The organism is Olsenella porci (assembly GCF_009695875.1).
Classification (GTDB): Bacteria; Actinomycetota; Coriobacteriia; order Coriobacteriales; family Atopobiaceae; genus Olsenella_H; species Olsenella_H porci.
In genome coordinates this window covers 343,699-362,743 of sequence record NZ_VUNC01000002.1, presented here as the reverse complement: position 1 = coordinate 362,743, position 19,045 = coordinate 343,699, and the positions used below count along the sequence as shown (strand labels likewise).

Here is a 19,045-nt window from a genome sequence, read left to right as displayed (position 1 = left end):
AGAGAGATTTTTTAGCGCCCGCAACTCTGCCACGCCTGTTGTGGGTGTGACTACGGGTGATTTCGTCTCATGTCTCGCCAACGTAGGGGCCTAATGATTTCGGAGCGTTCGATTGTCATCATTTTATAGATAAAAACGAACGATTTCGGAAGAATGCGTTCGGTATTGATGTATGGTATGAAATAACCGAACGCAATAGGAAGGATTCAGCCGTGACACTCACGCAGAACCAGTTCGCAATAGTCAATGCGCTCTTCGAGGAGCCTGATCTCTCGCAGCGCCAGCTCGCTAATCGTACCGGTCTTGGGCTTGCCACGGTGAATGCCGCTGTGAAGGAGTGCCGTGAGACTGGGCTCGTGGAGGAGGGCCGGCTCACCGCCCACGGGATAGCGGCACTTAAGCCCTACGCGGTGGACAACGCTGTGATTATGGCCGCGGGACTCTCCTCGCGCTTTGCACCCATCTCCTACGAGCGGCCGAAGGGACTGCTTAAGGTGCGTGGCGAAGTGCTTATCGAGCGGCAGATTCGGCAGCTGCACGAGGCGGGCGTGGAGAACATTGTCGTGGTCGTTGGCTACATGAAGGAGTACTTCTACTACCTTGAAGATAAGTTTGATGTGAAAATCGTGATAAACCGACACTTCGCCGACCGCAACAACAACGAGTCCCTGTGGCTTGTGCGGGAGCTCTTGGGCAACACCTACATCTGCTCTAGCGATGACTACTTCGAGGAGAACCCCTTCGAGCGTCACGTGTGGGGTTCCTACTACGCCGCCGAGTGGAGCGAGGGACCGACTGAGGAGTGGTGCCTTACAACTGGGGCCCACGATCGTATCACTGGTGTCACGATTGGCGGCAAGCACGCGTGGTACATGATTGGCCACGCCTACTTCGACCGGGCGTTTTCTAGACGCTTCGCCGAGATTCTGGACGAGGAGCATGGGAAGTCTGAGACTGCCGACAAGCTCTGGGAGCAGCTCTACGTTGATCACATTGGCGAGCTGTCCATGCAAATCCGTCGTTATAATTCGACAACTATCTGGGAGTTCGACTCGCTCAACGAACTGCGAAGCTTCGACCCGCTCTTCCTGGAGAACCTGGACTCGGAGATCTTCGATAACATCGTGGCCGTGCTGGGCTGCGAGAAGAGCGAGGTCCATGACGTGTATCCGCTCAAACAGGGACTCACGAATCTCTCATGCCACTTTGCGACCGATGACGGCGAGTGGGTCTACCGTCACCCCGGTGTGGGGACCGAGCTCTTAGTGGACCGCACAGCCGAGAAGGCGGCACTCGAGACGGCACGGACGTTGGGCATTGACAGAACCTTCGTCTTCGAGAACCCACGCAGGGGATGGAAAATCTCGCGTTTCGTCGTGGGGGCGAAGAACCTGGACGCTCATGACGAGGGGCAGCTAAAAACGGCGATGGAGTTCGCGAGGCGCTTGCACGAAAGCGGGGCCTCCGTGGATCGGCACTTCTCCTTCTACGAGGAGGGGCTGGCCTATGAGCGTGACACGTTGGAGCGCGGGCCCATCGCCGACCCAAGCTGGGCCGGTATGCGCTCCGAGGCTGACGAGCTGAACGCGCTGCTCGTTGCTGACTGCGGGGAGCCGGTGCTGTGTCACAACGACTTTTTCGGCCTCAACTTCCTGGTCTCTCCCGACGGGACGATTGACCTCATCGACTGGGAGTACGCCGGGATGAGCGACTACGCCAACGACTTCGGGACGTTCTGTGTGTGTGAGCAGCTCACTGAGGAGGAGATGCACCGTGCGCTGACGTACTACTTTGGTCGTGAGCCCACGGCACGTGAGTGGGCGCACAACCTGGGGCAGGTCGGCATGGCCGGCTGGTGCTGGTACGCCTGGGCCCTGCTCAAGGCGGCCGAGGGAGAGGATGTGGGCGAGTGGAGCCACATCTACTGGCGCGCAGGACGGACGTATCTCAGGAAGGCGTTGGAACTCTACCGAGCGCTTCCCGAGCGCGAGTAGGGTTTGTTGGCGTGGCTGGATAGCTAGCCCGTTACTGAACTTGTCAATCAATCCTTGATTTTTTCGCCCCCGCCCTTGAGCGGGGAGGGAGGAGCTGTTCCATGTGTGTGAGTGCGGTGGAACTGAGAGCCGAACAGAGGCGGGGGTTCTTCCGTCGGGGAGTGACCTTCGCCGTAATGTCAGGCGTGTCCTACGGACTCTACACGGGCTTCCTCACTCTAGCTGAGACGCAGGGGCCGTGGGGTGTCTGGTTCGGTAACGGAGAGCTCTCCGCCTTCACGACGACCTTTGCGCTAGCAGCCCTGGCTGCGGGGCTAAATGACCTTTGGAGTGGAATCTGGTCTGTCGTCTCCTGTGCTGTGCACGGACAACTGCGAGATTTAGGCAATACCGTGAGGACACGTCCTGGGCGCATGATGATGCTCTGCGCCGTTGTGGGCGGACCCTTCGCCACAGTGTGCTACGTGGTGGGGCTCAACTCCGCAACCGCTGCGGGCGCGCCGGGGATCATTGTGCCCATAGCTGCGCTCAACTGCGCCATCGGCGCCGTGCTGGGGCGGGTGCTATACAAGCAGGAGCTTGCTCCGCATACAGTGGCCGGCATCGTGGCGTGCCTGGCGGCGGGGGCGCTGATTGGCGGGGCTTCCTTCGCCTCCATCGGGCCAGGGGCGCTCGTGGGGTGCATCTTCGCGTTCTTCGCCGCCTTCGGGTGGGGCTTCGAGGGCTGCGTGGCCGGGTTCGGGACTGTGCTCATCGACTACCGAATAGGCATTGCCATACGCCAAGTCACAGCAGGGGTGCTCGAGCTAGCGGTGGTGTTCCCAGTGCTGGCCGCCATAGGAGACGGTTGGAGCAGCGTGCCAGCGCTGTTGGGTGCTGCAGTGGACGACCCGTCAGTGCTCATTTTTGCCGTTTCCGGCCTCTTCGCGATGCCGGCCTACTCTTTCTGGTATAAGGGCAACTCCATGTGCGGCACGGCGCTCGGCATGGCCTGCAATGGCATGTACGCCTTCTGGGGCCCATTTTTCATCTGGGTGATTTTGGGCGTGTTGAACATTGGAGGCATGAGCAAGAGCTACCCCCCGCTTAGCGCCACGCAGTGGGCGGGCGCTGTCATCATGGTTCTCGGCATCTTTGTCATAGCCGTGAGCCCTGCGCGCTGGTTCGGGCGCGGACGTGAGGATGCAGACGATGTCGTTGAAGGCGGGAGACCCGAGGACGCCGGGATGGGTTCCGGTGCGGTGGATGGGTTGCTGCCACTGTACTACTCGATTCTGCGGCACTTCGAGGACGGAGCGGCCGATGACGTATCCGGAGTGTTGCGCGCGCTGGAACCGGCTTACGGGGGTTCGCGACAGCTCACCGAACCAGGCGTCTCCGAGGCGCTAGCTACGGCAAAGGAGAACGGGCTTCTGGACGAGGTCGGGTGCGACCAGGATGATGGTGGGAATCTGCGCGTGTGGTACCGCATGAATGACTTCGGGCGGGACATGGTTGCGCGCTACATCGGGTAGGCGTGATCTTTCTCGACTGGCTTGGGGATGCGTCCAATTTGGTGCGCGGATAATATTGGGACCATCTTGCATGAGGGTATGTCGTCGAGGCGTACCCGTCCCACCTCGTCAGCGCCGTCGGCTCGGCGAGCAGGTCTGCCGGGCTCTCCGTCCTCCGGGCGTCGAGCGACCACTTGTACCAGGCGAGGTAGTTGGCGAGCCTGCGGGTGGATACGCCGCGGAACCTCGCCAGCCAGTGCCTGGGGGCGGAGCACGCGGCGTTGACCCTGTTGAGGGCCGCCCTGTCCGAGGACGGGTACCGCTCGTTGGCCGCGCCCGTCCCGAGGGCCGCCGCCGGCAGGCACTGGTCGAGGTCGCTCACGAGCACGCAGCCCCTCCGGACCCCGCAGGACACGAGGAAGGCATGGTAGCCGGCCGCCGTGCCCCTCCTGCGCCCCGCCACCGCGACCCTGGTGCCGCCGCGCTCGTCGACCGCCACCGCGACGCAGACCTTGTCGCCGCCGAGCCCGCGCGCCGTCCCGTCGCGCCCGCGCCTGCGCGGCGGGCGCGGCATCTCGAAGCCCGCCGCCGAGCGGGAGTGGTTGCCCGAGAGGGAGTCGGGGACGGCAGTGACGAGCGTCACGCCGTCGACCCTGCGGGCCCTCACGCCCCTCGGGAACGCCAACCAGGAGTCGTGCGACTCGGCGTCCGCCACCGACGGGCCCAGCACGCGCCTCCAGCCGTGCTCGTCGCAGCCGATCGCGGTGACGACGGGGGAACTGGGGGGGCCAAGAGGTACCTCGACGTCAGCCTCCTCGAGGGATGGGACGTGAGGGGGTCGGCAGAGGGCTAGGAGCACAAGTTCAGGAATTATATCATCCCCAGCTCCCGTGGGGCTTTTTGCGAAAAGCTATTGACGGAACCTCCGACGGGACGAGCTACCGCATGGACCAGGCGCTCATGCTCTCTGGTAACGGAAGCTCGGGGTGCGGGCATGCCCCGAGCGAAGTGTGGGAAATCGACAGAGCGAACTGTCGACTATTACTTGATTGAATACACTGGCCGACAGGGGAGGCCCACGGACGAGGCGCTGAGGGGGGGCGGTCGGGGACCTCAAGGCCGGCACCTGGGTCGCGACCGACGCGCACCGCGGCTACGAGCGCGTGCTTCCCGCCCTCGGCATCACCGAGCACGCGACCACGGGTAGCCGCCTGCAGCGGGACGGGGAGCTCGGCATGGCGGACGCCCTGCACTAGAGGCTCCGGGCCTTCCTCGCCGACTTCTACGGCGTCTCGACAAGGTGGCTGGACCACTACCTGTCCTGGTTCGTGTGGCTCGGGCAGGCCAGGCGCTCCGATGCGGATGCGCTCCAGTCGCTCTCGGGCCAGGCCGCCGCGGGCCCCTACGAGAACACGTGGTGCCAGATGATCGAGCGTCCCCGGCCCTTCTGGGACTACAGGGGGGGGCGTAAGGGGGCTTCGTCAACAGTAGTCTAACAGAGAGTTAGACGAAGAGACCCAGTATGGACACATTATATCTTCGCCAGTGGGTAACGCTCTAGCTCGAAGTCAAAGGAGACAGAGGGGCGGAATAATAGAGCATGTCATTCTGTTTGGCGACCTCTTCAATTAAAGATGGAATCTTCGGAGAGTTTCCCAAATCACAAACTAGAGAGAGCTCTCTTCCAATGGGGGTGAACTTTGCATATCCAAAATGAAAGGTCTTCGGAGAATCTGACTGGCTCTTAAGATGAAACAGCTTTGTTGCTGAGACAACAACAAAGTCTCCACGCTCAGCAATAGTAAAAGAGATGCATCTCTCTGTCTCCACCAATCCAAGTGAAGTGATCAAGCTTAACTGATCAACGCTAAAACTACCGTGGTTATAGCTCCAACCTCCGGGGTCGATATCCGTAATAACTGGGATAGGATTATTCCTGTCGCCTTGAGATACCGCGCATGAGCAAAAAGCCTGAAATGCCTCTGCGTCCTCTCTAGACATCTCTTTTAGCGTCCCCATCGTACGTTTTGAAAAGGTACCTGGCTTATTTAGCTCACTGTTCAGAAGCTTACTCCAGAGCTCCCTGACCTCATCTCCATAGGCTTGTTTTGATCCTTGAATAAACTCATCACGAAACTGATCACTTAAAGCGTCAGGATTAGCATCAGAATCCATCAAGGCCACTGCATCAGAGAGGACCTCCGCTACATTATCCGCCTCCGAAGGAGTGGAATGGTAGCCGCTTGCAAGCAAAAAAGCCTGTCTATCGGTTAAGGAAGGTATTGTCCGCTTATATTGTTCATAGACCTGACAAACTGACATTGCCCTAGCCTGACGAGCCTTAGCGAGATTCTCTTCGTACTTGGCGGGATTCAGTGCCCTTTTGGTTATTGCGATGAAGTTTCCTGGAAAAGCATCCCTGACGCTTAGATCATTCTTCGCCCATTGCTTTGTAGAGTTTGATCCAAAAGAGATGTTATTAATCACTTTAACGCCGTTAACTTCGGCAGATGCCTTTGGAGAAAAATTGTCCATTCTAACCTCCCGCACAGCAAATAATTGTTACGCAACTAGAACAATCAAAGTAGAAGTAGATGAGAGAGTTTGAGTTCGACAAATCGGATCTCTCTCAAATTCCGCATCAATAATCTAATACCCTCATCCTAACCTACGCTACCATCGCAAGGTTCGGAAACCTCCCTGATGCAAGCAATTACCCCGCACGCCGGCGTGGCGTCTGCTACCGCGCGGGACATGGGCAACTTAGCTGGCGCCGTAGACGGGGCGGTCGACTTAAAGTAAAGTGGTAGAGAGTTTGAGACAGGTGAGCCTCGCTTCTTTCGAACCCCTGCCTGCAATCATCCGTGCATCCTAATCCACGCGGCTTCCGCTATTCCGCCGAAGTACCGCGAAGAGGGCGTCTCGTATCCCAGCGGCTGATGGGGCCATGAGGAGTTTAGTCGTCCAAAACCTCCGGATTATTACCTTGGGAGGCTTTTCATACTTCGCATCCCCCGGTACTCGCTCCCAGGCGTCTTGAGCCATCTCTCCATCAGCGAGCTGTCACTTCGCCTGGTCCTGTCGTCCTTGCGCCGAGTTACATGTTCGTTCTCCAGCTGAGACTTCCCAAACCCACTCTTTCTAGTCTCGCTCTGGAAAGGACGCGGACATGCAGGCGATGCCTCACCCGCGACCCCACCCAGTTATTGTGATCCCCTCCTTTTATGGTTATCCTGATGCTTGTCATCAGGAGACACAGCCGAGGGCGTGGCTTCAGAGGTTTGAGCCAACATTGACTCTACGGCTTTCCTCCCTTGTTCGACGGTCTCCTCGTCTATGTCGGAGAGTTTGGTGTCCCCGTAGTGAAGTATCAAATGGCGGACGGTCTCCTCGAACGTGTTGTGACGCGGGTGGAGCCTGTCGTACGCGGCCATGATTTTTTCGATTTCAGCCTCGTCCTGCTTCCGATACTCTTCCTCAAGCTCCTCGCGTATCGCCCGTAAAGAGTTCTCAATCAGCTCATCAAAGCGTGGATCATCGCAAAACACCGTCTTCCCGTCTGTGTCGATAATCGAAGCGGCGTTTAGCGTCAGCTCCTCTTCTCTTGGAGCACAATTTGCCTCGACTTTTTCGGCGCGCTTTTTTGCAGCCCGCTCAAAGAGGTATCGCTCGAAAGCGATCCTTTTCTCCTTGTCAGATCCAAAGATGACGCTGTCTCCGAGCGTCGAACCCGCGTCAAGGCTCTCCACGAAGGCTTGCTCGTAATAGCTCAGGTATGCATCGTACCTAGCTTCCTCTTTCGCCCTTGCTTCCTTCTTCTTAACGTTCTCTCGACCCTTGATTGCCGCGGCGATTACTTCGAGTAGACCTTGACTATCGGGCGAGAGCGAATCGAAGTTCTTCTGGAAATCGCCGCGCATATCGTTGACGTCTATGTGCTCGCGACCAACTACGGCGTCGATGGAGCAGTGGAGCCCGTCGGCAATCTTCCACGCGCGATCGATGGGGATCTTGAGCGGGTCCTGCTCGTAGCGCGTGTATGTGGGCGCCGGGATGCCGACCGCTTCGGCGAAGTCCTTCGCGGTTCTGAATCCGGCCTCCTTGCGGAGGTCCTGCAGTGTGCTCGACACGGGCCGTCTCCTCTCTATTTATATTCGGTCTAAGGAGAAATGAGAGGTATTCCCGTTGCATACCGCCCTCTCTTCTTTTGCTAAGAATCACATTAAAGCAATAATCAACAAATTGCAACTAAACAAATATCGCTATGCGATTATTAGTTCATATATGATTCGTGATGTGATACTGTAGCTTGCAAAGATGAGCATGATGAGAGTTGCTTACAAGGACGCAGACAATCCGCAAAAAGGAGGTGGAGATGGTCACGAGGTTCGAGGAGCTGCCGCTAATGACGCGGAAACAGCTTGCAAGCGCGACCGTCGAGCTCGTGAACTCGATTCGCCGTAGCATTTCGACGGGATGCATGCCGGTAGACAAAGTCGGCGGACGCATGGACATCTTGCGTGACCATGTGTTCCCCAACATCTGCAAGGGGTGATGGGAGATGGAACAGTGTGGGGTGCGGCAGAGGAGCGAGCCTAGGAGGCCGGAGTCGGTAGAAGCGACTGTAGCCACCCCCTGTCGAGAACCAGATTTCTTGGGACAGGAACCCTTCCCGCACGATAGCAGGTTCGCCTGACGACTGCGAGGGCACAGTCGGCACGATTGGGTTCGGTCCCGCCGAGGCAGTGGTCAGATGGATACTCTAGCGATGGTACTGGGATTAAACGTTTTGGGCGGGTCCACGAGCCCGTCTCACTCTGGGTCTGGCGAAGCTGTCATTCTCGAAGTGACGTGCAAGAGGTCGCCACTCTGTTCCGCGCCGACCTTGGTCGGTGCGCTTGACCGACTTGTGACATGCCTGATGTCGCCCCATCGCGTCCTTCAGTCGCGAGGGCTTGGGTACCCTTACGACGGAAGTTACGTGATGTCACATGCTCGCTTCATGGCTCGCCTTATGCGTCAACGTTTCCTTGTGCGTTGAGTACTTGGTATGCTTATCATCTATGAAAGTAACCATCAGGATGGGGGCTGATACGGTATGCCTCGGGACGTCAACATTTATTGCGACGAGAGTCGTTATTCGAACCCATGCGATCCCTTTCTCGTCATTGGTGCCATGAAGTGTCAGCGCGAAAAGAAGCGCGAGATTGTCCGACAACTCGATGCGCTCAAGCATGAGCATGGGATTGGGGGAGAGTTCGGTTGGAAGTCCGTCTCGAAGAACAAGGGGGACTTCTACCGGGCTGCCATCGACTGGTTTTTGGGGTGCGATGACCTCCTCTTCCGTTGCGTCGTAGCCAGGAAAGATAACCTCTGGTCACGCGACGACGAAGATGGCTTCTACGTCGTGTACCACCAGCTTCTCTATCACTGGCTTGAGGCACCAAATGCCTATCACATCTACCTTGACGAGAAGCGAAACTCAAAACAGTGGCAGGTGGACGTGCTCAAGCGAAAGACTGAGGACTACATGCCAGGAGGTTGCACGGTTGCCTGCGTCGAAGAAGTCAGCTCACGGGAGTGCACGCTCGTACAGGAGGCGGACTTTCTCATCGGCTGCGTGGGTTACGCGTGGAACTGCCATACCGACCGTGCCTGCTATCCCCATGGCAGCGAGTTCAAGCGGGAGCTTTGCTATCGTCTCGCTCGAGGACTGGGGCGACCTTCCTTATGCTTTTCCACCTGGGCAAGCGAGCGCAAGTTTAACGTCTTCCACTTTGGGGAGTAACCGATGGCGTACACGATAGGAGGAGACGGGCTACTAGACTTCTCGGGTTGCGGGAGCGAAGAGGAGATGAAGCGGCAAGCTTGGGACTACTATTACGAGCACCTCAACCAGCGGCGGATTGTTGCGTGGGACAACAAGCTCGTGCGTGGCTTCAACAAGTGGGCGTTTGACCATGTGGTAACCTCAAGCACCAACAAGTGGGACGTGACCAGGGGTCATGATGGGGGCTTCAGCGAGCGACGGGCGAGTTGCCTGCCGCTTATTCCGCGCGTTGTGCAGGGAGACCTTCAGTCCCGTTCCTACCGTGTGCTGAGACGGCGGGGAAAGCGCGACGTAATCCGCCGTGTGCTGTCCGTCATCGAGATCGAGCACGAGTACTTTATTGTCGTGCTTGAGGAGGATGGTGACAGGTACCGCTTCCGCACCGCATTTCCCTCGAACAAGGAATACTTCCAAAAGTGTGTACGCAACGATGGAACCTACTGTGGCATTTGTGGGAGAAAATGAGAAAGCCCCGGATTCCGGGCTCCGAGGCAGGCCGTGTCATAAACCTTCGGTAAATGACTATAGATATATTACCCCGCGGCCTCCCAGCATTTCAATGGTTGGAAATTCGGGCGTCGAACCTCTACTTCTCTACCGCTACTGCTAGTTTTGAGTTTGGTTCGGGTGGCGGGCTAGTTAGGATGTGATTGAAGCCAGCGTTATTCCTACGTGTCGGCTCTCTGGTACTATTTTACCGACTAGAGAATCGGGATTAATGAAGAAGAATTTTTCTTACCATCGAGATACATTATTGAATCAGAAGGGTGTTGATTCTCATGTTTGGACATGTTAGGAAAACTCGAAGCGATTGCACCGTTGGAACATATGAAAAGAAGCACGGCTTGCCGACTGGAATTATCAAAAATTTAAATGGTCGGAAGGCCCGGAAGGACAAGACCCTAAAAACGTTACGCAAAGAGACTGGAAAGGAATTCCGATAGTAATCACGTTCGGACGGGTGTCGAAGGGGCGTAACACCAATTCTCCCGTTGTAGTTCTGCTCCGAGCTACGTATCGTTCCTGTTGAAATCCCACGTGGATGGCTGCTGCTGCGATGTCAATGGAAAGCGCTATACGTTCGTGTTTGTGAGGGTCTGGCCCGTGGATGACGGAATGTCTTTACGTTCTTGGTGGACTGTTCGATTAGGCCATGCAGCACTCCTCGGACCACCCGCTGTTCTCATCTGCAAACAAAACCCCTGACGGGTAGTTCCCCCGCATCGGTGGGGGCTACGAGTCAGGGGCCGTTAATGAGTCGAGGATGGACGAGCGTTATCCTCTGAGCTCATTGTGCCGACAAGAGGGCTGGCGTTGCGCTCGCGGGTATTTAGAGTGAGTCCGAAGCAACCCGAAGCAACCATCCAGGGAATCCCGCTGATGTTCGCTCCACAGTGATTTGCGACACTAGAAAGTAACCCTAATATGTAGGGGGCGCAAATTGGAGCCACGAAATGTGAGAATAGCGAAAGCCAGCAGTTAGCGCATGGTAGGACCATCAAGATGTCTTGTCCCGCTAGTTGAAATTCCTGTAGTGATTGAAGTTCATGCAGTGTGGGTTAATCCGGGCTGCCCGTAGTAGAGCTTGGCATCTGTCGTGAGAAGTGCAGTATTGTCGTCCACCAGCGATAGTAGCGAACAGTCCGCAACCCCAAGGTATTCGTACTGGGCGAGGTCCGCTGCTTTCCGGCTGGGGACGTACTCCTCCACGCGAACCACCTCGTCTGACTGCAGGAACGCCTTGAGCCATGCCTTCTCGCGTCCATCGTCAGCATCGTGGAAGAGGTCGGAACACTCTGTTACCACGTTGGGAGTGACGACGGCTTGCCTGAAGCGTCCTACCAAATCGGTGACTAAGTCAAAGTCTTTGGGCATGTATTCGCGCACCCTGCGTCTTGAGCCCAAGGAGCTGCAGTCTACGGCGCCGTATGCCAGGACCACCAGCATGTTCGCGTCGAGGAGGATGCGCGTGGGCATTCTCCTACCTGCTCGCGCCATAGTCGAGGACCTTGCCCGTTGCGTCATCGATGGTCACGGTCTTGAAGGTGCGGTTGTCCTTCATCGAGCCAGCGAGGCCCGCAAGAGGGGAGGACGTCGCCTGGTCCCAGGGGCGGGCAAACCCGACGTCGATGCTCCAACGCTTGTTCTGCTCGTCGAAGCGGGTGCCTTCCACGGCGAATCGGATGTCACGCAGAATCTGCTCTTCTGGCGTGTCCTCGCGCTCGCTCCCAGTGAGGCCCTCGAGCTCTGCCACGTAGTGCGCGGCAGTTCTCACGGCTTCTCTCACATCCATGGTTCCGACCTCCTTAGATTTCGAAAGCTATGGCGTCGTTTAGTATACGGCCCCACGCTAGCCCTCTCCCTCCTTTCAGGATAAGGAAGAGAGGGGTGACTTTTCCCTGACTGTCGGTTCCCGTGCGTGAATCTTGCACTGGACTTGGCCTGATTGCGTTGTCAGTCAATTCTGGCGTCGCGAGCGATGCGCGTCTTGGGGCCGCGCTGCCTGATGAGGGTCGGTGGCGAGCGCTATCCTCGGGATTCGTTCTACCGACAGGAGGGTTGGCGTTGTGCTCACGGGCATGAGAGGGCGCCTATTGAGCGCGTCGCTCAGTCTAGGGAGTGTTACCGGCTAGAAAAAGGGTGGACGCTCCCATCGGGATCTCACCTGTCTAGGCTCCCCTGCGGTCACGTTCGCGTCCTTTCGGCCGTGGTGCCCCGAATGCCGGCGGGAGATGCGTGGAGAGGGTCGGGGGCACTTCTCTCCCTCGTGTAACCGCTCGCACGAGAGGCGTCGAATCAGTCCGTAGCCGTGCGTCGCAACCAGAGCGGGTGGGATAATGGCCCCACTGACGTCTGACCCGAGGGGTGTGCCATGTCGATCGCGAGCTGGTGGAGAAGCAGGAGCCATGACGACGGGCGCCACGACGATGGGGAGGGGAGCGAGCCCGCTTCTCCCGTCGATGGGCGAGACGATGGGACGGACCTCGCGGCCGCGAGCGATCCGGGCGAGGTTGTGGTGTCGTGGGCGGGTCCCGACGAGCTCGCGCGCATCGAGGGCGGACACTGCCGCTCCGTCACCATCCCCACCCCGGGGGTTGCCGCCGCGGCCCTCGATGGCCTCGTGCCTCTCGCCGCCAACGTGGGACAGGCCGTCCAGGAGCATGGCATGGCCGTGGTCAAGTTTCCGGAGGGGGTCGGTTGGGCTGACCTCTGCGTGCGCGGGGGCGACGGCTGGAACCTGCTCTCGAGCTTTGGAGAGGACGGCAGGTTCAACGCGATGGCAGGAATCAAGCAGGCGGGGCTCACCCCGGTGGGGGCGGCGAACCTCGTTTTGCAGGCGGGCGCCGTCGCCGTGGGCATGGCGTACATGAACCAGATCAGCGGGCAGCTCACGGCCCTGCAGGAGGGCGTGGGGGAGGTCCTGAGGGAGATGGGGCTCGAGCGCGACGCGGCGCTCAAGACGGCGTTCGACGACCTGCGCATGCTCGGCGAGAGGCAGCGGGAGTTTCTCGCCACGCCCGAGAGGCGCTCGCGTGCCCTCCTGATGGCCGACCGTGCCCGTCACGACGCGAACGAGGCCTGGAACTATCATCTCTCTGCCATCCGCGGCCTGGGCGAGGAGCTTGCCGGTGACAGGAGGGTGACGGACGAGGGAGCGATTCGCGGGAGGATCGACGAGCTCGCGTCCCTGGAGGCCCGCGCCGCCTGCGCGTACGGGCTCATGGGGATGGCGGAGCGCGTCTCGATGGGAATAGAGTCCGACTACTCGGGGGAGAGGATCGAGGGCGCCCGCAGGATGGCGAGGCGCCTCGACGACGAGTACGAAGCGGTGATAGGGCCCGTTGAGGAGGAGCTTCTTGGGTGCATCTCCGGGATCGGCGGGTGGCCGCTGATTCCCGCGGAGGTGGAGGACGACGGGTACGAGGCCCGCAACCCCGTGGACGGGGCGCTCCACGAGGTTGGCAGGCAGGCGGGGAGGCTGAGCCCGCGGCGCATGGCGAGGGCGGCCGAGGATGACCTTGCGGGCAGGAAGGCGGCAGCCCGTGAACGGCTACTCCGCGCGAACGAGGTCGCGCGTGCCGCGGACGCCTACGAGGGCCAGCTCGATGACCTCGACTTTGCCTTCAATCAGGCCGACACGCTTCTCGTGGGTGACGGGCAGGTCAGGGCGATTTCCACGCGGGAGTAGGGTGGGGGAGGGGGTGGCCCGGAGCTCGGCCTTGGGCGGTGGCGTCGCTGGGCAGGAGCGAAGCGTCGTCTGTATTCGACCCTGAATGGGTTAGCGACATGAGCTTGAGGGAGCCGAGAGTTATTCTCGCTCGTGCGGAGCAATGAAGATGTCTTGTCCCGCTAGTTGAAATTCCTGTAGTGATTGAAGTTCATGCAGTGTGGGTTAATCCGGGCTGCCTCGTAGTAGAGCTTGGCGTCTGTCGTGAGAAGTGCAGTATTGTCGTCCACCAGCGATAGTAGCGAACAGTCCGCAACCCCAAGGTATTCGTACTGGGCGAGGTCCGCTGCTTTCCGGCTGGGGACGTACTCCTCCACGCGAACCACCTCGTCTGACTACGGGAACGCCTTGAGCCATGCCTTCTCGCGTCCATCGTCCGCATCGTGGAAGAGGTCGGAACACTCTGTTACCACGTTGGGAGTGACGATGGCTTGCTTGAAGCGTCCAACCAAATCGGTGACTAAGTCAAAGTCTTTGGGCATGTATTCGCGCACCCTGCGTCTTGAGCCCAAGGAGCTGCGGTCTACGGCGCCGTATGTCAGGATCACCAGTATGTCCGCACCGTGGAGAACGCGCGTGGGCATTCTCCTACCTGCTCGCGCCATAGTCGAGGACCTTGCCCGTTGCGTCATCGATGGTCACGGTCTTGAAGGCGCGGTTGTCCTTCATCGAGCCAGCGAGGCCAGCAAGAGGGGAGGACGTCGCCTGGTCCCAGGGACGGGCAAACCCGACGTCGATGCTCCAACGCTTGTTCTGCTCGTCGTAGCGGGTGCCTTCCACGGCGAATCGGATGTCACGCAGAATCTGCTCGTCGGGAGCGTCCTCACGCTCGCCCCCAGTGGGGCCCTCGAGCTCTGCCACGTAGTGCGCGGCAGCTTTCACGGCTTCTCTCACATCCATGGTTCCGACCTTCGCGCGCACGTGCGGGGTCGGGGCTCTTGTTTGTTGGCAGGTGCGGAAACGAGCGGCTGCACCAGCTCTTTTCCCAGCTCAACCGTCACTTCATACGACACGACTACGCGCAGGTGAGCAGGGAAGAGGCGCAAAAGCTCGTCGGCAAGGCCAATGACGAACACAGGAAGATCGTGGAGCTCTTTGAAGAGGGGAGCGCGGATGAGTTGAGCGACTTCATCCGTGACGTTCACTGGAACCCAAGCAACGCGAAGTTCACTACCTGGTAGGACCGTCTGCCGAGAAGGCGGCAAAGCCGACGGGGCGCGATGCGACCCAGGCGCGTAGACTATCTCCTCGTGTACGCACTTGATGCGAGGAGGCCCACATGGTGACGATTGCGGACGTGCTGGCGCTTCCCGCCTTCAAGGACGTGCGCATCGTCGCGCCGTGCGAGGGGGCGGGTCGCCGCTCGGTCCGCAACGTGGGGATACTCGACTGCCCGCCAGACCTCAATGGCTACTCAAACTACTTCCCCGGCGAGCTCATCCTCACCAACCTGGGCTTCGCAAGCGGGAACGAGCGTCTCTCGGAGAGGTCGCTCATTACGCTGATAGACCGCCACGTTGCGGGCGTCGCCATCAAGACCGTGTACGACCCGATCATCACTGACGCCGTCCGCGAGGAGAGCTCCCGCGAGGGGGTCCCCGTGTTCGCCTACGATGGCGCCTATCACGAGGAGGTCGCCTACCAGGCACTCGACCTCATCCGCCGTGACAGCGAGGTTCTCGACAAGACCCAGCAGATACGGGGGTTCCTCCATCCGAGAAGCGACGAGGAGACCTGCTCGCAGGTGCTCTCGGTCTTTGGCGCGGTGGGTCCCCGCGTCTGGTTTGTTGTCGCGGAGCCGCGCGGGGGAGACTCGCTCTCGCTCCTGGCGACCATCTCGTCCCTCCAACGGTCCCTCGACGGGGTCGTGGCGTCGCTCCCCCAAGTCACGAGCGCCAACGTGGTGAGATGCGAGAGGAGACTCGTCTGCGCCGTGTCCGTGTCGCAGGCTGGCGTGCCCGGCATCGACCCCGTCGAGGCGGAGTCGGAGCGTGCGGCGCTTGCGGCGGTGCGGGACGTGTTCGTCTCGGGTGGCCAGGCGTACTGCGGGGCGGGGGAGTGCCTAGACGCCGCCCGGGGAGACCTCTGCCTCCGCGAGGCCATGGACGCATGCGAGGTCGCCGCGGGAAAGCGGGAGAGGTGGCTTGGCTGGGAGGACCTGGGCGAGGCGGCGCTGTCCGCCGCAGCCCGCGATGACGCGCTCCTCTCGCGTGCCGCCGCCATGATGTGGGCGCGAGTCGAGGCCTACGACGAGAGGAACGGGACGGAGCTCGTGGAGACCGTCAGGTCCTTCGTGGGGTGCGGGGGAGAGGTCAGCGCTACGGCTCAGGCAATGTTCCAGCACCCCAACACCATCCGCTACCGCCTGAGGAAGATCAAATCCCTGGTAGGCGATGAGGAACTGACGGACAGGCGCCTCCTCGTCATCGCGAGCTTGATGTCCCTTGGCGTCCAGGGGCACGATGGGCAGGCGGCGGGCATCGGCTTGCTGGGCGAGTCCGAGCGCTAGGTCAGCCCAGTCGGACTGGCATCTCCCCCCTGGCGGGTTGGCGTGACAGTTGCCGCCGCCGTCCCTGCGATGGGGCTGGCGCTGGGTGAGGGGCTCCCATCGCCATGGGCGTTGGTCGCACTGTTGGACTACGCCCCTCTCCGCTTAAAAGCGCACCGCTTTCCTGTCAAGTATCCTCTCCGTGACTGGCGTGGCTGCGAGTTGGTTTTCACTTTTTGACAAACGCCCCTCCCTCGGCTTGGCAGTCCAGCCATGTGAATCCTCCCGTCGCCCCCGTAGACTTCGAATCGTCAGGGATGGGGCGGCGCGCACCTCTCCCAAACCTGTCCGTCTGGAGGGGTCACCAGGGCTGGTGACGTCCGTCGGGACAAGCCTTGCAAGTACAGATTGAGAGGGGCTTTTGATGACGGATTCGGTATTTCAGGGGAGGCACCTGCTCTCCACCAGGGACTTCTCAAAGGACGAGCTCATGTGGCTCATCGGCTTTGCGGAGCACCTCAAGGACCTGAAGAGGCGTAACGTTCCCCACCACTACCTCGAGGGCAAGAACATCGCCCTCCTCTTTGAGAAGACGTCCACGCGAACGCGCGCCGCCTTCACCACGGCAGCAATCGACCTTGGTGCCCACCCCGAGTACCTGGGGAAGAACGACATCCAGCTGGGCAACAAGGAGACGGTCCTGGACACCGCGAAGGTGCTGGGCAGCATGTTCGACGGCATCGAGTTCCGTGGCTTTAAGCAGGAGCACGTCGAGCTCCTCGCCACCTACTCCGGCGTGCCCGTATGGAACGGCCTGACCGACCGGGAGCATCCCACCCAGATGCTCGCCGACTTCATGACCATCAAGGAGAACTTTGGGACGCTGGACGGCATCACGCTCGCCTATTGCGGACAGGGGAGAAACAACGTCCAGAACTCGCTGATGATCACTTCGGCAATTCTTGGCGTCAACTACGTCAATGCCACGCCCAAGGAGCTGGAGCCCGACCCGCAGATCGTCTCCCTCGCCCAGGGCCTTGCGGCGGAGAGTGGCGCGACGATCCGGGTTACCAACGACCCCATCGACGCGGTCCGCGACGCAGACGCCGTGTACACCAACGTCTGGGCTGCGATGGGCGAGGAGTCCAAGTTCGCCGAGCGCGTGCGCCAGATGAGCCCGTATCAGGTCAACGCCGAGCTCGTGAGCAACATCAAGAACAAGGACTGGATCTTCCTGCACTGCCTGCCTGCGTTCCACAACGCCGAGACAGACTACGCCGCCAAGATCAAGGAGGAGTTTGGCATCGAGGCCATGGAAGTCACGGACGACGTGTTCTTCTCCTCCCACGCGCGCCAGTTCCAGCAGGCGGAGAACCGCATGCACACCATCAAGGCGGTCATGGCGGCGACGTTGGGCGACCTCTACGTTCCGTACGTCTAGCCTCATCGGAAGGAGGTTCACATGGCTTCTGAGGCAACCAAGGATGCGGGCTCCGTCTCAAAGTCGGGACAGAGGCGAAAGAGCCCCAACACCTATGTGATTCTCTTCGTGGTGATCTGCGCCATCGCGGTTCTCACCTGGTTCGTTCCCGGTGGCGCCTACGACCTGGACGACGCCGGCCAGGCGATTGCGGGAACCTACCATGTGGTAGAGGCGAACCCCCAGGGCATCTGGGACGTCTTTCTGGCGCCGATCATCGGCATGGTGGGGTCAGAGACCACGAGCGCGGCAATCTCCATCTCGCTCACGATCATGTTCTTTGGCAGCTTCCTCGAGATGATGGACAACACGGGGGCGATCAGCGTCGCCCTCAAGGGGATAACCGCCAAGAACGCCTCCAACGCCCATCTCCTCATCACCATCCTGGTTGCGGTCATGGCGTTCTTTGGGACGGTCGAAGGTGCCTACGAGGAGGGCATCGTCTACTTCATGATGTTCGTCCCCGCCATCCTCTCGCTGGGGCTCGACACGGTGGTCGCCATCATGATCGTGGTCATCGGCACGCAGGTCGGCTGCCTGGCATCCACGGTGAACCCCTTCTCCGTGGGCGTGGCCTCGGGCATTGCGGGAATCTCCAGCGGAGATGGGCTTTTGCTCAGGGCGCTGCTGCTCGTCACCCTGGTTGCGCTGGCAAGCCTCATCATCTGCCGCTATGCGGATAGGGTACAGCGCAACCCCGAGCTCTCCGTCCAGTACTTCCGGAGGGACGAGGACATCCGCGAGTTCGGCGGGGATGCCCAGGGCGCGGGGGAGCTTGACCACTGCCAGAAGGTCTCGCTCGGCCTGTTCATCGCGGTGTTCGCCATCATGGTTCTTGCGTTCATCCCCTGGACCTCGATCAGCGAGAGCTGGACGTTCTTCTCTGACTTCCTCGGATTCCTCGCGGGCGTTCCCGTCCTCGGGATGGTGCTGGGGCAGGACATCACGCCGTTTGGCAGCTGGTACTTCAACGAGCTCAGCATGCTCGTCCTCGTCGCCACCATCGCCATCGGCTTCGTGATGGGATATGACATCGACCGAATCGTCGACATCGTCATGAAGGGTGCGGCAGGCCTTGTTCCCACCGCGTTCGTGGTCCCCATGGCGCGCGGCATCCAGGTGGTCATGGATGCGGGTGGCATCACGCCAACGATCCTCCACCTGGGGGAGACGACCCTCGCCGCCCTGCCGCCCGTGGTCTTCGTGATCGTCTCCCTCGCCTTCTACTTCGTGCTCGCCTGCTTTATCCCCAGCTCTACGGGCATGGCCGCGGCGACGATGGCGATCATGGCGTCGCTCGCAAGGTTCGCTGGCGTCAACCCCAGCCTCATGGTGACCATCATGTGCATGGCGCTCGGCATGGCGAAGATGGTGACCCCGGCCTCCGTCGTCGTGATGACCTGCACGTCCGCCGCCCACATGAGCTATGCGGACTGGGTCAGGAGGATCCTCCCCATCCTCGGGATCTTCTTCGTGACCTGCTGCGTCTTCCTGGTCGTCGGGGTCTTCGTGGGGTAACCAGCGGGATTAGT

General features: G+C 60.0%; 17 protein-coding genes and 1 pseudogene. 10 read left to right on the top strand and 8 right to left on the bottom strand.

Annotated features, from left to right (window positions below; genetic code table 11):
• Positions 1-212: 212 nt before the first annotated feature.
• The 3 genes from FYJ68_RS04220 (at position 213) to FYJ68_RS10115 (ending at position 3,918) form a co-directional block, all read left to right on the top strand.
• Positions 213-1,994 (top strand): phosphotransferase, encoded by a 1,782-nt coding sequence (locus FYJ68_RS04220; RefSeq protein ID WP_326832220.1) that lies wholly within the window; start codon positions 213-215, stop codon positions 1,992-1,994.
• A 101-nt stretch (positions 1,995-2,095) separates the two neighbouring features.
• Positions 2,096-3,508 carry a DMT family transporter gene (locus tag FYJ68_RS04215; RefSeq protein WP_229771996.1) on the top strand — a complete coding sequence of 471 codons (1,413 nt, stop codon included), beginning with the start codon at positions 2,096-2,098 and terminating at the stop codon, positions 3,506-3,508.
• 206 nt (positions 3,509-3,714) lie between these two features.
• Positions 3,715-3,918, top strand: a complete 204-nt coding sequence (locus FYJ68_RS10115) for a hypothetical protein (RefSeq protein WP_229772029.1) — start codon at positions 3,715-3,717, stop codon at positions 3,916-3,918.
• A gap of 188 nt (positions 3,919-4,106) precedes the next feature.
• On the opposite strand, the pseudogene FYJ68_RS10460 reads toward FYJ68_RS10115, so the two are convergent.
• The 3 genes and pseudogenes from FYJ68_RS10460 to FYJ68_RS04200 form a co-directional block, all read right to left on the bottom strand.
• A pseudogene (locus FYJ68_RS10460) lies at positions 4,107-4,346 on the bottom strand (transposase); the annotation flags it as partial.
• A gap of 698 nt (positions 4,347-5,044) precedes the next feature.
• Complete coding sequence (locus tag FYJ68_RS04205) at positions 5,045-6,022, bottom strand: DUF2806 domain-containing protein (protein WP_154434263.1); 978 nt, start codon at positions 6,020-6,022, stop codon at positions 5,045-5,047.
• Between the two features lie 668 nt (positions 6,023-6,690).
• Positions 6,691-7,617, bottom strand: a complete 927-nt coding sequence (locus tag FYJ68_RS04200; RefSeq protein WP_154434261.1) for a helix-turn-helix domain-containing protein — start codon at positions 7,615-7,617, stop codon at positions 6,691-6,693.
• A 968-nt stretch (positions 7,618-8,585) separates the two neighbouring features.
• Here FYJ68_RS04200 and FYJ68_RS04195 point away from each other — a divergent pair.
• Both FYJ68_RS04195 and FYJ68_RS04190 read left to right on the top strand, forming a co-directional pair.
• The gene (locus FYJ68_RS04195; protein WP_154434259.1) at positions 8,586-9,275 is read left to right on the top strand and encodes a DUF3800 domain-containing protein; all 690 of its coding nucleotides are present in this window, start codon (positions 8,586-8,588) and stop codon (positions 9,273-9,275) included.
• Between the two features lie 3 nt (positions 9,276-9,278).
• Positions 9,279-9,782 carry a hypothetical protein gene (locus FYJ68_RS04190; RefSeq protein WP_154434257.1) on the top strand — a complete coding sequence of 168 codons (504 nt, stop codon included), beginning with the start codon at positions 9,279-9,281 and terminating at the stop codon, positions 9,780-9,782.
• A 1,080-nt stretch (positions 9,783-10,862) separates the two neighbouring features.
• Here FYJ68_RS04190 and FYJ68_RS04185 read toward each other — a convergent pair.
• Complete coding sequence (locus FYJ68_RS04185; protein WP_154434255.1) at positions 10,863-11,294, bottom strand: PIN domain-containing protein; 432 nt, start codon at positions 11,292-11,294, stop codon at positions 10,863-10,865.
• Between the two features lie 4 nt (positions 11,295-11,298).
• Entirely contained in the window at positions 11,299-11,610 is a 312-nt protein-coding gene (locus FYJ68_RS04180) for a hypothetical protein (RefSeq protein WP_154434253.1), read from the bottom strand.
• Positions 11,611-12,189: 579 nt separating this feature from the next.
• Between FYJ68_RS04180 and FYJ68_RS04175 the strand changes: the two genes are divergently transcribed.
• Complete coding sequence (locus FYJ68_RS04175; protein ID WP_154434251.1) at positions 12,190-13,506, top strand: hypothetical protein; 1,317 nt, start codon at positions 12,190-12,192, stop codon at positions 13,504-13,506.
• Between the two features lie 161 nt (positions 13,507-13,667).
• Here FYJ68_RS04175 and FYJ68_RS04170 read toward each other — a convergent pair whose 3' ends face one another.
• The 3 genes from FYJ68_RS04170 to FYJ68_RS04160 form a co-directional block, all read right to left on the bottom strand.
• Positions 13,668-13,862, bottom strand: coding sequence for a PIN domain-containing protein (locus FYJ68_RS04170; protein WP_154434249.1), 195 nt, complete (start codon positions 13,860-13,862; stop codon positions 13,668-13,670).
• Between the two features lie 18 nt (positions 13,863-13,880).
• Entirely contained in the window at positions 13,881-14,027 is a 147-nt protein-coding gene (locus FYJ68_RS10105) for a PIN domain-containing protein (RefSeq protein ID WP_154434247.1), read from the bottom strand.
• Between the two features lie 106 nt (positions 14,028-14,133).
• Complete coding sequence (locus FYJ68_RS04160; protein ID WP_229771995.1) at positions 14,134-14,466, bottom strand: hypothetical protein; 333 nt, start codon at positions 14,464-14,466, stop codon at positions 14,134-14,136.
• Positions 14,467-14,483: 17 nt separating this feature from the next.
• On the opposite strand from FYJ68_RS04160, the gene FYJ68_RS04155 reads away from it, so the two are divergent.
• From FYJ68_RS04155 to FYJ68_RS04140, 4 genes are all read left to right on the top strand, one after another.
• A complete protein-coding gene (locus FYJ68_RS04155; protein WP_154434243.1) occupies positions 14,484-14,726 on the top strand; it encodes an FCD domain-containing protein in 243 nt (80 codons plus the stop codon).
• 98 nt (positions 14,727-14,824) lie between these two features.
• Positions 14,825-16,054 carry a helix-turn-helix domain-containing protein gene (locus FYJ68_RS04150; protein ID WP_154434241.1) on the top strand — a complete coding sequence of 410 codons (1,230 nt, stop codon included), beginning with the start codon at positions 14,825-14,827 and terminating at the stop codon, positions 16,052-16,054.
• A 403-nt stretch (positions 16,055-16,457) separates the two neighbouring features.
• Positions 16,458-17,474: an ornithine carbamoyltransferase gene (gene argF / locus FYJ68_RS04145; RefSeq protein WP_154434239.1), complete on the top strand. Its 1,017-nt coding sequence runs from the start codon at positions 16,458-16,460 to the stop codon at positions 17,472-17,474.
• 21 nt (positions 17,475-17,495) lie between these two features.
• Complete coding sequence (locus tag FYJ68_RS04140; RefSeq protein ID WP_154434237.1) at positions 17,496-19,031, top strand: YfcC family protein; 1,536 nt, start codon at positions 17,496-17,498, stop codon at positions 19,029-19,031.
• Positions 19,032-19,045 lie beyond the last annotated feature (14 nt).